Genomic DNA, 14,064 nt, shown 5'->3' with positions numbered 1-14,064 from the left:
GAACACCCGGTGTTCAGCCCCTCCGGCGTTTCCCTGCCACCGGCGGCAGGCGCGTCCGGCCAGCGGGTAAGGCCGTGCGGCGGCGCCCGCCGGGGCGGGAGCGGTCACGGGAGAGGCTGCGGAACGCGGGCCGTCAGGGTATCGAGGACCACCTCACCCGCGTACCGCGCCGATGCCCGGGTCTCCGCCAGATAGAGGCGGTCCACCGTCACCGGGTAGGCGAGGTCCTGTGGCAGCGCGAACGACAGCTGCCGCCAGCCGCGCCACACCACGTGCGGCCCGCGCAGCACGTGCCGCACCCCGGCCGCGTCGGTCAGCGCCAGCGACGGCCACGCCCCGTGTCCGTCACCGTCCAGCCACACTGTGAACGCCTGCGGCCGACCCGGTACCCCCAGTGGCGCGGGCGGAGTGACGTAGGCGGCGCGGGTCCCCGTCGAGCGGCCGAAGTCGTACCGCAGCCGCAGACCGGGACCCTCCCGCCCCCGGGGTTCCGCGCTCACCGAGCCCTCGGCGCGGGCTGCCGAGAAGGTCCAGCGCGCGGCGTCGGCGAAGTCGGCTACCGGCACGTCCCGCAGCCCGACCGTCACCTCCACTACGGCCTGCCGCCCGGCCACCTCCGCTGCGATACGCCCGCCGCCTGAGCCGGTGCGCGCTGTCACCGTGAACGTCCCCCGCGCCGGGTCCGGGATGACGTCGAACAGCGCGCGGTCGTAGGTGAGCCGGACATCGCCGGGCTCGACCGGGGCCGTCAGACCGTTCGCGGCAACCCCGCTGAGCCCGAACGCGGCGCTGTCGCCCTGGGCGGCCAGCCCGAGCCGTGGGGCCGTGGGGCGCACCTCGGTCAGCTCTTCCAGCACCTCCAGCCGCGTGCTCCCGTGTGCCCGGCCGTCCCGTGCCGTCACCGCGACCGATCCCGGCCGACGCGCCCGGAACGTGCCGTCGGCGGACACCGTGCCGTAGTACGGCCGCTGCGAGCGCCAGCGAGGGTTGGCGTCGGCTGGGCCGTAGGTCTCGTCGTAGGCGGTGGCGCTCAGCCGCCGGGTCAGGCCGGGGAAGACGCGGACCGGCGACGCACCGCCGAGCCACGCGTCCGGCTCCGCGTCCGCCAGTGCCGGGCGTACCCGCAATCCCGCCGGACGCCCGCTGCCTCGCGGCGTGGTGAGCGCCAGCCCGTTGGGCACCGGGCGTTCGGCGCCGTCGGACGGGCCGTTGACGACCCGGGGCGCCCGGTTGCCCGCCGCCGTGGCCAGCAGCGTCGAGGAGCCGCCGCCGTCCAGATTGAGGGCGTGGTGGGCGCCCAGCTGCCGCATCATCTGGCCCAGCCGGGTCAGCGTGACGCCACGGGACGCGGCTTGGCGGCCGTCCACGGTGAGCACGTACAGCGTCACCCCGTCCGCGGAGAACCCCACGGCGGTGCGGGGCGCGGCGCGGTCGTTCGGCGCACCGGTCCAGTCCTGCGGCTCCCCGTCCACGACCAGCAGCTCGCGCCCGCCGACCGCGGTGCGCGGCAGCGGCCCGCCGTCCCCGGTGCGTGGCTGGTAGGTCAGCCGTACCGGGTCACCCGGGGTGAGCGCGGTCAGGGCGCGGGCACCGGCACCCCGGCCGAGCAGGACCGTCGTCCCGGGCGGGACCGGGTCACGGCCGGGGGCGTCGCGTACGGATACCACCGCGCCGTCGGCCACGGCCACCTCGGTCGTCTCGGCGGCGCCGTCCACGGTCAGCGACCGGTCGGCCGGGCCCCACTGCGAGGTGTAGGCGCCGACGCCGTTCGCGGGCACGTCGGCGGCGTTGTACCCCGCGAGCGGATGCCGGGCGCCGTGCGGGAGGTGGAGCGTGCCGTCGAAGTAGAGGTCCAGCACGCGGCCCGCGCCGCCGGGACCGAAGCCGGCAGCGCGGGTGCTGCCGCCGGAGCCGGAGTGCCGCAGCGTGCCGTCGCGCATGCCGGGTCCAAGGGGGGCGGCGGTGGCGTTCAGGTCGAAGAAGTCGCCGTTGAGGGCGGCGACCGTGCGGCGCCCCGGGCCCGGATCGTGGGCGGCGGTGAGCGCGCTGACGGTACGGCGCTCGGTGACGGAGGCGGGGGAGAGGTAGTCGACCCGGGTGCCCGTGGTGAGATCCACGGTGAGCGCGTCCGCGCGCAGGGGGTTCACCGCGTCCGGCTCTTCCCACGCGGTGTGCGTGACCCCGGGGGCGAGGGGCTGGGCGTGCCGGGTGAGGGGCGGTGCGGAGGCCGTGGGTGGTGGCTGGGCCGGTGCGAGGCCGGAGAGGAGCAGCGAGGTGGCGAGGGCGAGGAGGAACGCGCGTAAGGCTGTCACGGCGTCAGCGTTCCAGCGGCCGCCCGCGGTGGGGTGCACGCGGGGCGGCGCGCCGGGGTACGTTCACCCCACCCTCGTGCCGGGGGCGCTCCTACCCCGCCACCAGGTCGTCGCCGTCCAGCTGGATGGGGACCGGGGGCAGGGGGCGCGTGGCCGGGCCCTGCCGTACCTCGCCGCTCATCACGTCGAAGCGTGAGCCGTGACAGGTGCAGACGGCTTCTTGCCGCTCCACGAACGGGATCGGGCACTGCTTGTGGGTGCACACCGCGCTGAACGCCCGGTAGGTGCCCGCCTCCGGCTGGGAGACGAGGACGTTCTGCCCGGGGAACACCTGTGCCTCGCCAACCCCCACCTTGGACGCGGGACCCAGTGTCACCGGCTCGCTGGGCGGCTCGGGGGGTGGGCCGTCGGCGCCCGCGCATCCGGCGGCACTCAGGCCCGCCGCCCCGGCCGCCGTCACCGCAGCGCCGCGCAGTACCGCCCGGCGGCCGGGCCGTGGCCCCGCGTGGGCCTTCTCGCCACTCATCGTGCACTCGCCTTCTTGCGTGTCCGCCCGCCGGACGCCGATGCCTTGCGCGGGGCCTTGCGTACCGCCGCGTCGCTGACCCGGTCGCCCAGCAGCTCGCGCAGGAACTTACCGGTGTGGCTGGCCGGGACGGCGGCGACCTCCTCGGGCGTGCCCTCGGCGATGACCAGGCCCCCGCCGACGCCGCCCTCGGGGCCCATGTCCACCACCCAGTCGGCGGTCTTGATGACGTCGAGGTTGTGCTCGATGACGATCACTGTGTTGCCCTTGTTGACCAGGCCCTCCAGCACCGTGATGAGCTTGCGGATGTCATCGAAGTGCAGGCCGGTCGTCGGCTCGTCCAGCACGTACACCGTGCGGCCCGTCGAGCGTTTTTGCAGTTCGGAGGCGAGCTTCACGCGCTGCGCCTCACCGCCGGAGAGCGTCGGCGCGGACTGGCCGAGCCGGACGTAGCCCAGGCCCACGTCGTGGAGGGTGCGCAGGTGCCGGGCGATGGCCGGGACGGCCTCGAAGAAGCCGAGCGCCTCCTCGATCGGCATGTTCAGCACCTCGGCGATGTTCTTGCCCTTGTAGTGAACCTCCAGCGTCTCCCGGTTGTACCGGGCGCCGTGACACACCTCGCACGGCACGTAGACGTCCGGCAGGAAGTTCATCTCGATCTTGATCGTGCCGTCGCCGGAGCAGTTCTCGCAGCGCCCGCCCTTGACGTTGAAGGAGAACCGGCCCGGCAGGTAGCCGCGGACCTTGGCCTCCATCGTCTCCGCGAACAGCCGGCGCACGTGGTCGAAGACGCCGGTGTAGGTGGCCGGGTTGGAACGCGGGGTGCGTCCGATGGGGGACTGGTCAACGTGCACCACCTTGTCCACCTGGTCGTCGCCGGTGACCCGGGTGTGCCGCCCGGGCACCGCCTTGGCGCCGTTCAGCTCGCGCGCCAGGTGGGTGTAGAGGATGTCGTTGACGAGGGTGGACTTGCCGGAGCCGGACACGCCGGTGACGGCGGTCAGCACCCCGAGCGGGAACTCCACGTCGATGTCGCGCAGGTTGTTCTCGCGGGCGCCGACGACGGTGAGCTTGCGGTCCTCGTCCACCGCGCGGCGGCCCTCGGGAGTGGGGATCGCCCGCTTCCCGGCGAGGTACTGCCCGGTGACCGAATCGCCGTTGGCCAGCAGCTCGGCCAGCGGGCCGCTGTGCACGACCTCGCCGCCGTGCTCGCCCGCGCCGGGGCCGATGTCCACCACCCAGTCCGAGGTGCGGATGGTGTCTTCGTCGTGCTCGACGACGATGAGGGTGTTGCCCAGGTTCCGCAGCCGCACCAGGGTCTCGATCAGCCGGTGGTTGTCCCGCTGGTGCAGACCGATCGACGGTTCGTCCAGCACGTACAGGACGCCGACGAGGCCGGAGCCGATCTGCGTGGCCAGCCGGATGCGCTGCGCCTCGCCGCCGGAGAGGGTGCCCGCGGCGCGGTTGAGGGAGAGGTAGTCCAGGCCGACGTCCACCAGGAACCGCAGCCGCTCGTTGACCTCCTTCAGCACCCGCTCGGCGATCTTCTTCTCCCGGGCGGTCAGCGTCAGCTCGCGCAGGAAGTCGGCGCACTCGCTGATCGACATGGCCGACACCTCGGCGATCGACCGGCCGTGCACGGTGACCGCCAGCACGAGGGGCTTGAGCCGGGAGCCCTCGCAGGACGGGCAGGGCACCTCGCGCATGTAGCCCTCGAAGCGCTCGCGGCTGGAGTCCGACTCGGCCTCGGAGTGCCGGCGCCGCACGAACGGCACCGCGCCCTCGAAGGCGGTGGTGTAGGAGCGCTCGCGCCCGTACCGGTTGCGGTAGCGCACGTCGATCTGCGTGCGGTGACCGTTCAGCAGCGCCTTCTTCGCCCGCTGCGGCAGCCCGGCCCACGGGATGTCGGTGCGGAAGCCCAGGGCGTCGGACAGGGCGCCGATCAGGCGGCCGAAGTACTCCCGGTTGTGCCCGTGCGACCACGGGTGGATCGCGCCGTCGTCCAGCGACTTGTCCGGGTCGGGCACGATCAGCTCCGGGTCCACCTCCATGCGGGTGCCGATGCCGGTGCACTCCGGGCAGGCGCCGAAGGGGGAGTTGAAGGAGAACGAGCGCGGCTCCAGCTCCTCAAACGACAGGTCGTCCCGAGGGCAGTACAGGTGCTCGGAGAACATGCGCTCGCGCTGCGGGTCGTCCTCGTCGAGATCGACGAAGTCGAGGATCACCATGCCGCCGGACAGGCCGAGCGCCGTCTCCACCGAGTCCGTCAGGCGCCGCTTGGCGCTGCCCTTGACGGTGAGGCGGTCCACGACCACCTCGATGGTGTGCTTCTCCTGCTTCTTCAGCTTCGGCGGATCGGACAGCTGGATCGTCGCGCCGTCCACCCGGGCGCGGCTGTATCCCTTGGTCTGGAGGTCGGAGAAGAGGTCGGCGAACTCGCCCTTGCGCTCGCGCACCAGTGGCGAGAGCACCTGGAAACGGCTGCCCTCCTCCAGCCCCAGCACCTTGTCCACGATGGCCTGCGGGGACTGGCGGGCGATGGGCTGCCCGCACTCGGGGCAGTGCGGCTTGCCGATGCGGGCGAACAGCAGCCGCAGGTAGTCGTAGACCTCGGTGATCGTGCCGACCGTCGAGCGCGGGTTGCGCGAGGTGGACTTCTGGTCGATCGACACCGCCGGGGACAGCCCCTCGATGAAATCGACGTCCGGCTTGTCCATCTGGCCGAGGAACTGCCGCGCGTAGGACGAGAGCGACTCCACGTAACGGCGCTGGCCCTCGGCGAAGATCGTGTCGAACGCGAGCGAGGACTTGCCCGAGCCGGACAGGCCGGTGAAGACGATGAGCGAGTCACGCGGCAGGTCGAGCGAGACGTTCTTCAGATTGTGCTCGCGAGCGCCACGCACGATGAGACGGTCGGCCACGCCGGTCGGCACCTTTCCGGTATGAGGGTGAGGGCACGGACAGGCGGCCCCCCGTTCAGGGTATGGGGGCCGCTGCCGGAATGTCGCCCGGATGCCCCGCACGCGAGCTTATAGCACGCACATTCGATTCGGCGCGGAACGGCCCACCTCGCGTCCGGCTTCACCCGAACGTGCGGCGGGGATAGCGTTGGATCATGACTTCGCCCGAGCGCCAGCCCCAGCCCGACCACGCCGCCGCAGCCGACCAGGCCGCCGCAGCCGAGCAGGCCGAGACGGACGTCGCCGCCCTGCGGGAGTCCACCGACGCCCTGCTGGCGGCCGCCGAGCGGCTGACGGCCGACGGCGCCACCGAGGAGCAGGCGGTCACCGCGTCCTCCACCTTGCCGGGCTGGACCCGTGGGCACGTCCTCACCCACCTCGCACGCAACGCCGACGCGCTGGTCAACGTTCTCGAAGGCCGCCCGATGTACCGCAGCGCCGAGGCCCGCGAGGCCGACATCGAGCGCGGCTCCGCCCGCCCGCTGGGTGAGCAGCTGCACGACATCCGGGCCACCGCCGAGCGGCTGGACCGGGCCTTCGCCCAGTACCACGGTGAGCGGTGGCAGCGGCTGCTGGAACTGCGTGGCGGCGTCAAGGACACCGCGTCCGCCATCCCCTTCCGCCGCCAGGTGGAGATCGAACTGCACCACCTCGACCTCGGCTCCGGCCGGACACCGGAGGACCTGCCCGCCGAGTTCACCAGCCGCCTCATCGCCTACCTGGCCAAGCGCTTCACCGGCAACTCCGAGGTCCCGGCCATCGAGCTGCGCGCTGAGGACGGCCGCACCTGGCGCACCGGGCGGCCGATAAACCCCGGCGGCCCGGACGGGGAGGGCGACGCCACCGGCCCCGTCGTCATCACCGGTACGCCCGCCGCGCTCGCGGGCTGGCTCGCCGGCCGCACCACCGGCACCGGCCTCACCGCGAGCAGCGGCCAGCTGCCGCCGCTGCCGCCGCTGTAACCACTCCGGTCCTCCCAGCCGCCCCCGTCCCTCCCGTCCGCCCTCGTCCGCAAGGAGACACCATGCCCTACACCGGAAAGGTCACCCTCGGAGGTCCGGCCGACGTCCACGAGCTGGCCGACCTGATGATCTCCAAGGTCTCCGTCGGCCCGATGGACAACAACGCCTACCTGCTGCGCTGCCGCACCACCGGCGAGCAGCTGCTCATCGACGCCGCCAACGACCCCGAGACGCTGCTGCACCTCATCGGCGGCGACGGCATCACCGGCGTCGTCACCACCCACCGGCACGGGGACCACTGGCAGGCGCTGGAGGAGGTGGTCACCGCCACCGGCGCCCGCACCTACGCCGGGCGCGAGGACGCCGACGGCATCCCGGTGCCCACCGACGTGCCGCTGGACGACGGCGACTCCCTCACCTTCGGCGCCTGCCGCCTCACCGCCCGCCACCTGGTCGGCCACACCCCGGGCTCCATCGTGCTCGTCTACGACGACCCGCACGGCCACCCGCACGCGTTCACCGGCGACTGCCTCTTCCCCGGCGGCGTCGGCAACACCTTCGGCAACGCCGAGCACTTCCGCAGCCTGCTGCACGACGTGGAGACCAAGCTGTTCGGCGAACTGCCCGACGAGACCTGGGTCTACCCTGGCCACGGGGACGACACCTCCCTCGGTGCCGAACGCCCGCACCTGCCGCAGTGGCGCGAGCGCGGCTGGTAGCGGCCTCTCCCCGGCGCGGGGAGACCCACGGCGGACGGTGGCACCTCCCCTCGTCTCCCCTCCCCAACACCGTCACCGAGGACTGTCCCCGCCCGCACGTAGGGTGTCCGACATGGCAGATCCGTCCAGCTACCGGCCCGAACCGGGCCAGATCCCGGATTCGCCGGGCGTCTACCGCTTCCGCGACGAGCACCGCCGGGTGATCTACGTCGGCAAGGCCAAGAGCCTGCGGCAGCGCCTGGCGTCCTACTTCCAGGACCTGGCCGGGCTGCACCCGCGCACCCGCACGATGGTGACGACGGCGGCCTCCGTGGAGTGGACGGTCGTCGGCACCGAGGTCGAGGCGCTCCAGCTGGAGTACACCTGGATCAAGGAGTTCGACCCCCGCTTCAACGTCAAGTACCGGGACGACAAGAGCTACCCGTTCCTCGCCGTGACGATGAACGAGGAGTTCCCCCGGGTGCAGGTCATGCGCGGCGCCAAGAAGAAGGGCGTGCGCTACTTCGGCCCCTACGGCCACGCCTGGGCGATCCGCGAGACCGTGGACCTGCTGCTGCGCGTCTTCCCCGTGCGCACCTGCTCCGCTGGTGTCTTCAAGCGCTCCGCGCAGATCGGCCGCCCCTGCCTGCTGGGCTACATCGACAAGTGCGCCGCGCCCTGCGTCGGCCGCATCAGCCCCGAGGACCACCGCGAACTGGCGGAGGAGTTCGCCGAGTTCATGGCCGGGCGCACCGGCGCCCACGTGCGCCGGCTGGAAGCGGCCATGCGGGAAGCGGCCGAGGAGCTGGAGTACGAGAAGGCCGCCCGGCTGCGCGACGACCTCGGGGCGCTGAAGCGGGCCATGGAGAAGAACGCCGTCGTCCTCACCGACGCCACCGACGCCGACCTGATCGCGCTGGCGGAGGACGAGCTGGAGGCCGCCGTGCAGATCTTCCACGTGCGCGGCGGCCGGGTGCGCGGCCAGCGCGGCTGGGTCACCGACAAGGTGGAGGCCGTCTCCAGCGCCGACCTCGTCGAGCACGCGTTGCAGCAGCTCTACGGGGAGGAGAAGGGCGACGCCGTGCCGAAGGAAGTCCTCGTCCCCGCGCTGCCCGACCCGGTGGAGCCCATCAGCCAGTGGCTCACCGCCCGCCGAGGCTCCCGCGTCAGCCTGCGCATACCCCAGCGTGGCGACAAGCGCGCGCTGATGGAGACCGTGCGGCGCAACGCGCAGCAGTCCCTCGCCCTGCACAAGACCAAGCGCGCCTCCGACCTGACCACCCGCTCCCGCGCGCTGGAGGAGATCGCCCAGGCGCTCGACCTGGACTCCGTACCGCTGCGCATCGAGTGCTTCGACGTCTCCCACCTCCAGGGCGAGGACGTGGTGGCGTCCATGGTCGTCTTCGAGGACGGGCTCGCCCGCAAGAGCGAGTACCGCCGTTTCCAGATCAAGTCCTTCGCCGGTCAGGACGACGTGCGCGCCATGCGCGAGGTCGTGGGGCGCCGCTTCCGCCGCTACCTGGCCGAACGCCAGGAGACGGGCGAGTGGGCCGTGCCCGAGGACGGCGAGGGGAACGGCACCGAGGAGCCCGGGCCACCCGCGGCGCAGGGCGAGGCGCAAGGTGAGGTGCTGGACGCGGCGGGCAACGCCGTGCGGAGCGGACCGCGCACGCCCGAGGGCAGGCCCAAACGCTTCGCCTACCCGCCGCAGCTCGTCGTCGTGGACGGCGGGCAGCCCCAGGTCGCCGCCGCCCGCGCCGCGCTGGACGAACTGGGCATCGACGACGTCGCCGTCTGCGGCCTGGCCAAACGCCTGGAAGAGGTGTGGCTGCCCGGCGACGACGACCCCGTGGTGCTGCCGCGCAGCAGCGAAGGGCTCTACCTGCTCCAGCGGGTGCGCGACGAGGCCCACCGGTTCGCGATCCGCTACCAGCGGGGCAAACGCTCCCGCGCGCTGAAGGCCGGTCCGCTGGACGCGGTACCCGGCCTGGGCGAGACCCGCAAGCAGGCCCTCGTCAAGCACTTCGGTTCGGTCAAGCGGCTGCGCACGGCCACCATCGAGCAGATCTGCGAGGTGCCCGGCATCGGCCGCAGGACCGCCGAGACGGTCGCCGCCGCGCTCGCCGGGCAGCAGCGCGGCGTACCGGCGGTCAACACCACCACCGGCGAGATCATCGACGATGATGGACCGTAGGCGTGCCAACGCGCACGCATCGCACCGACCACCGGGGGAGCAGCCGATGAGCGAGCACCGGAACAGAACCAGCAGCACCCCGCAGGCCACACCCGCGGGACCCAGCGACGACACGGGAGCACAGGTGAACACGGCCACGCCGGCAGCCGAGGGCAACGGCGCCGAGAAGGTGACGATCCCCGAGCTGGTGATCATCTCCGGCATGTCCGGCGCGGGCCGCAGCACCGCCGCCAAGTGCCTGGAAGACCTCGGCTGGTTCGTCGTGGACAACCTGCCGCCCGCCCTGATCTCCACCATGGTGGACCTCGGCGCCCGCTCGCAGGGCAACGTCGCCCGCATCGCCGTCGTCGTGGACGTCCGCGGGCGCCGCTTCTTCGAAAACCTCAAGGAGTCGCTGGCCGACCTGGAGGCCAAGCGCGTCACCCGGCGCACCGTCTTCCTGGAGGCGTCCGACGACGCGCTGGTGCGCCGTTTCGAGTCGGTGCGCCGCCCGCACCCGCTGCAGGGCGACGGCCGCATCGTGGACGGCATCGCCGCCGAGCGCGACCTGTTGCGCGAGCTGCGCGGCGACGCCGACCTGGTGATCGACACCTCCAGCCTCAACGTGCACGAACTGCGCGCCAAGATGGACGCCCAGTTCGCCGGGGACGAGGAACCCGAGCTGCGGGCCACGGTGATGTCCTTCGGCTACAAGTACGGCCTGCCGGTGGACGCCGACCTGGTCGCCGACTGCCGCTTCCTGCCCAACCCGCACTGGGTGCCCGAGCTGCGCCCCTTCACCGGCACCAGCCCCGAGGTGGCCGACTACGTCTTCGACCAGCCCGGGGCCAAGGAGTTCCTTGACCGCTACGCCGAACTCCTCCAGCTCGTGGCCGCCGGATACCGGCGCGAGGGCAAGCGCTACGTCACCATCGCCATCGGCTGCACCGGCGGCAAGCACCGCAGCGTCGCCATGAGCGAGCGGCTGGGCCGCAGGCTGTCGGCGGAGGGCGTGGAGACCGTCGTCGTCCACCGGGACATGGGACGCGAATGAGCTCGGTCGCCGGCCGTTCCCTGCGCCTGCGCCGCCGCAGGCTGCTCCCGGGGAGCAAGGGCCAGCCCAAGGTGGTGGCGCTGGGCGGCGGCATGGGCCTGTCCGCCTCGCTCACCGCGCTGCGCCGCATCACCGGCGACCTCACCGCCGTCGTCACCGTCGCCGACGACGGCGGCTCCAGCGGGCGGCTGCGCGCCGAACTCGACGTGCTGCCGCCCGGAGACCTGCGCAAGGCGCTGGCCGCGCTGTGCGGGGACGACGAGTGGGGGCAGACTTGGGCCCGCGTCGTGCAGCACCGGTTCGCCGGAGAGGGCGAACTGCGCGGTCACGCCGTCGGCAACCTGCTGATCGTCGCGCTGTGGGAGCAGCTGGGCAACCACGTCGCCGCCCTCGACCTCGTGGGCAAGCTGCTCGGCGCGCAGGGCCGCGTGCTGCCCATGTCCGCCGTCCCGCTCCAGCTCCAGGCCCAGGTGCGCGGGCACGACCCGGCGCTGCCCGACCGCGTCACCACCGTCGTCGGCCAGGCCACCGTCGCGCTCACCCCGGGCGAGGTGCGGGAAGTGCGCCTGGTGCCCACCGACCCGCCGGCGGTGCCCGAGGTGGTCGAAGCGGTGCTGGACGCCGACTGGGTCGTTCTCGGCCCCGGCTCCTGGTTCTCCTCGGTGATCCCCCATCTGCTGGTCCCCGAACTGCTCGGGGCGCTGGCCGAGACCCGGGCGCGCAAGGTGCTCTCGCTGAACCTCGCCCCGCAGCCGGGGGAAACAGCCGGTTTTTCCCCGCAGCGTCATGTGGAGGTTTTGGCCCGACACGCCCCTAAACTCACCTTCGACGTCGTGCTGGCGGACGAGGATGCTGTGCCCGACCAGCAGAGTCTGCGCGAGGCCGCCGAGCGGCTGGGCGGCACGGTGGAACTGGCGCGGGTTGCCGCGCCCGGTCAGACCGCGCGCCACGACCCGGTACGGCTGGCCGCCGCGTACGACCGTATTTTCCGGATGCATGGAAGGATCGGCCCATGGCGATGACGGCAGCGGTGAAGGACGAGATCTCGCGGCTTCCCGTGACGCGGACCTGCTGCCGGAAGTCGGAGGTCTCCTCCATCCTGCGGTTCGCCGGCGGGCTGCACCTGGTCAGCGGGCGCATCGTCATCGAGGCCGAGCTGGACACCGGCATCGCGGCGCGCCGCCTGCGCAAGGACATCCTGGAGATCTTCGGCCATTCGTCCGACCTGGTGGTGATGGCCCCCGGCGGGCTGCGGCGCGGCAGCCGCTACGTCGTGCGGGTGGTCGCGGGCGGGGACCAGCTCGCCCGGCAGACCGGGCTGGTGGACGGGCGCGGCCGCCCGATCCGCGGACTGCCCCCGCAGGTCGTCTCCGGCGCCACGTGCGACGCGGAAGCCGCCTGGCGCGGTGCCTTCCTCGCGCACGGCTCGCTCACCGAACCGGGCCGCTCCTCCTCGCTGGAGGTCACCTGCCCGGGCCCCGAGGCGGCGCTCGCGCTCGTCGGCGCGGCACGGCGGCTCCAGATCCCGGCCAAGGCCCGCGAGGTGCGCGGCGTGGACCGCGTCGTCGTCCGGGACGGTGACGCGATCGGCGCGCTGTTGACGCGGCTGGGTGCGCACGAGTCGGTGCTCGCCTGGGAGGAGCGCCGCATGCGCCGCGAGGTGCGGGCGACGGCGAACCGGCTGGCCAACTTCGACGACGCGAACCTGCGCCGCTCGGCGCGCGCCGCGGTGGCCGCCGGGGCGCGGGTGCAGCGGGCGCTGGAGATCCTCGCCGACGACGTTCCCGAGCACCTGGCCGCGGCCGGGCGGCTGCGCATGGAGCACAAGCAGGCGTCGCTGGAGGAGCTGGGCGCGCTCGCCGACCCGCCGCTGACGAAGGACGCGGTGGCGGGCCGCATCCGCCGCCTGCTGGCGATGGCTGACAAGCGCGCCAGTGACCTCGGCATCCCCGGCACGGAGGCCACACTGACCGAGGAGATGGTGGGCTGACCCGGGCCGGGCCGGCCGGTGCGGCGGGCGACCTGCGGGGCGCCTCCCAGGGGGCGTCGGGGTCAGTGCGGGCAGCGGTGGCGTCGCTCTTGGGGGCACGGGGGCGGAGCCCTGCGTTCCGGGGAGGGGCGGGGGCCGGGACGTCCCCCGCCGAAGGTGAACCACAGCCGGCGCGGACCCGGCCTCGCCCGGTATGGCCGATGTCACCCGGAAGGATTTCGCGCGGTAGGGTCGGAGGCGGTCGGGGACATCCCTATACGCTCGTCGGCGTCCTTCGCCGGCGCACCAACGAGGAGATCGGTTCGTGACGATCCGCGTAGGCATCAACGGCTTCGGCCGCATCGGCCGTAACTACTTCCGCGCGCTCCTGGAGCAGGGTGCGGACATCGAGATCGTGGCTGTCAACGACCTGGGTGACACCGCGACCACCGCGCATCTGCTCAAGTACGACTCCATCCTCGGTCGCCTCAAGGACGAGGTGACGCACACCGCCGACACGATCACCGTTGGTGACAAGACCGTCAAGGTGCTCTCCGAGCGCGACCCGGCCGACATCCCCTGGGGCGAGCTGGGCGTCGATGTCGTCGTCGAGTCCACCGGCATCTTCACCCAGCGTGCGGACGCCGCCAAGCACCTGGCGGGCGGCGCCAAGAAGGTCCTAATCTCGGCCCCGGCCAAGGAGGAGGACATCACCGTGGTGATGGGCGTCAACAACGACGCCTACGACGCGGGCCAGCACCACGTCATCTCCAACGCCTCCTGCACCACCAACTGCGTGGCGCCGATGGCCAAGGTGCTCGACGAGAGCTTCGGCATCGTCAAGGGCATGATGACGACGGTCCACGCCTACACCAACGACCAGCGCATCCTGGACTTCCCGCACAAGGACCTGCGCCGCGCCCGTGCCGCGGCGGAGAACATCATCCCCACCTCCACCGGCGCCGCGAAGGCCACCGCGCTGGTGCTGCCGCAGCTTCAGGGCAAGCTCGACGGCATCGCGATGCGCGTGCCCGTGCCCACCGGCTCGGTGACCGACCTGGTGGTCGAGCTGGACCGCGAGGTCACCAGGGACGAGGTCAACAACGCCTTCCAGAAGGCCGCCGAGGGCGAGCTGAAGGGCATCCTGGAGTACACCTCCGACCCGATCGTCTCCTCCGACATCGTCAACTGGCCCGCCTCCTGCACCTTCGACTCGTCGCTGACGATGGTCATGGGCAAGCAGGTCAAGATCGTCGGCTGGTACGACAACGAGTGGGGCTACTCCAACCGTCTGGTGGACCTCACCCTCTTCGTGGGCAACCAGCTGTAGCTGACCGTGGCCCGCGGTCCGCAGGGCACCGAGAAGTGACCGGGACGAGGCCCGGGCGGCGCACCGGCGCGCCGTGCGGG

General features: G+C 72.7%; 10 protein-coding genes. 7 read left to right on the top strand and 3 right to left on the bottom strand.

The window, feature by feature from the left end:
- Nucleotides 1–104 precede the first annotated feature (104 nt).
- From JJV70_RS12360 to uvrA, 3 genes are all read right to left on the bottom strand, one after another.
- The gene (locus JJV70_RS12360) at nucleotides 105–2,312 is read right to left on the bottom strand and encodes a phosphodiester glycosidase family protein (RefSeq protein WP_308294797.1); all 2,208 of its coding nucleotides are present in this window, start codon (nucleotides 2,310–2,312) and stop codon (nucleotides 105–107) included.
- 91 nt (nucleotides 2,313–2,403) lie between these two features.
- Nucleotides 2,404–2,838, bottom strand: a complete 435-nt coding sequence (locus JJV70_RS12355) for a ubiquinol-cytochrome c reductase iron-sulfur subunit (protein ID WP_219047915.1) — start codon at nucleotides 2,836–2,838, stop codon at nucleotides 2,404–2,406.
- Nucleotides 2,835–5,759 carry an excinuclease ABC subunit UvrA gene (uvrA, locus tag JJV70_RS12350; RefSeq protein ID WP_308294796.1) on the bottom strand — a complete coding sequence of 975 codons (2,925 nt, stop codon included), beginning with the start codon at nucleotides 5,757–5,759 and terminating at the stop codon, nucleotides 2,835–2,837. Before uvrA ends, JJV70_RS12355 begins: the two co-directional genes overlap by 4 nt.
- A gap of 194 nt (nucleotides 5,760–5,953) precedes the next feature.
- Between uvrA and JJV70_RS12345 the strand changes: the two genes are divergently transcribed.
- The 7 genes from JJV70_RS12345 to gap all read left to right on the top strand — a co-directional run bounded on the left by JJV70_RS12345 (nucleotide 5,954) and on the right by gap (nucleotide 13,984).
- Nucleotides 5,954–6,760: a maleylpyruvate isomerase family mycothiol-dependent enzyme gene (locus JJV70_RS12345; protein ID WP_219047913.1), complete on the top strand. Its 807-nt coding sequence runs from the start codon at nucleotides 5,954–5,956 to the stop codon at nucleotides 6,758–6,760.
- Nucleotides 6,761–6,822: 62 nt separating this feature from the next.
- Nucleotides 6,823–7,479: an MBL fold metallo-hydrolase gene (locus JJV70_RS12340; RefSeq protein ID WP_219047912.1), complete on the top strand. Its 657-nt coding sequence runs from the start codon at nucleotides 6,823–6,825 to the stop codon at nucleotides 7,477–7,479.
- A 112-nt stretch (nucleotides 7,480–7,591) separates the two neighbouring features.
- On the top strand, nucleotides 7,592–9,652 hold the full coding sequence (gene uvrC / locus JJV70_RS12335; protein ID WP_219047911.1) for an excinuclease ABC subunit UvrC: 2,061 nt from the start codon (nucleotides 7,592–7,594) through the stop codon (nucleotides 9,650–9,652).
- 46 nt (nucleotides 9,653–9,698) lie between these two features.
- Nucleotides 9,699–10,685: an RNase adapter RapZ gene (rapZ, locus tag JJV70_RS12330; RefSeq protein ID WP_257573825.1), complete on the top strand. Its 987-nt coding sequence runs from the start codon at nucleotides 9,699–9,701 to the stop codon at nucleotides 10,683–10,685.
- Nucleotides 10,682–11,707, top strand: a complete 1,026-nt coding sequence (yvcK, locus tag JJV70_RS12325) for a uridine diphosphate-N-acetylglucosamine-binding protein YvcK (protein ID WP_219047910.1) — start codon at nucleotides 10,682–10,684, stop codon at nucleotides 11,705–11,707. The genes rapZ and yvcK overlap by 4 nt, the downstream gene beginning before the upstream one ends.
- Nucleotides 11,698–12,675, top strand: coding sequence for a DNA-binding protein WhiA (whiA, locus tag JJV70_RS12320; protein ID WP_219047909.1), 978 nt, complete (start codon nucleotides 11,698–11,700; stop codon nucleotides 12,673–12,675). Before yvcK ends, whiA begins: the two co-directional genes overlap by 10 nt.
- A gap of 304 nt (nucleotides 12,676–12,979) precedes the next feature.
- Nucleotides 12,980–13,984, top strand: a complete 1,005-nt coding sequence (gene gap / locus JJV70_RS12315; protein WP_219047908.1) for a type I glyceraldehyde-3-phosphate dehydrogenase — start codon at nucleotides 12,980–12,982, stop codon at nucleotides 13,982–13,984.
- Nucleotides 13,985–14,064: the final 80 nt, after the last annotated feature.

The sequence above is a fragment of the Streptomyces sp. JJ66 genome (assembly GCF_019303495.1).
Taxonomy (GTDB): domain Bacteria; phylum Actinomycetota; class Actinomycetes; order Streptomycetales; family Streptomycetaceae; genus Streptomyces.
This window is presented reverse-complemented; position numbering and strand designations above follow the sequence as displayed.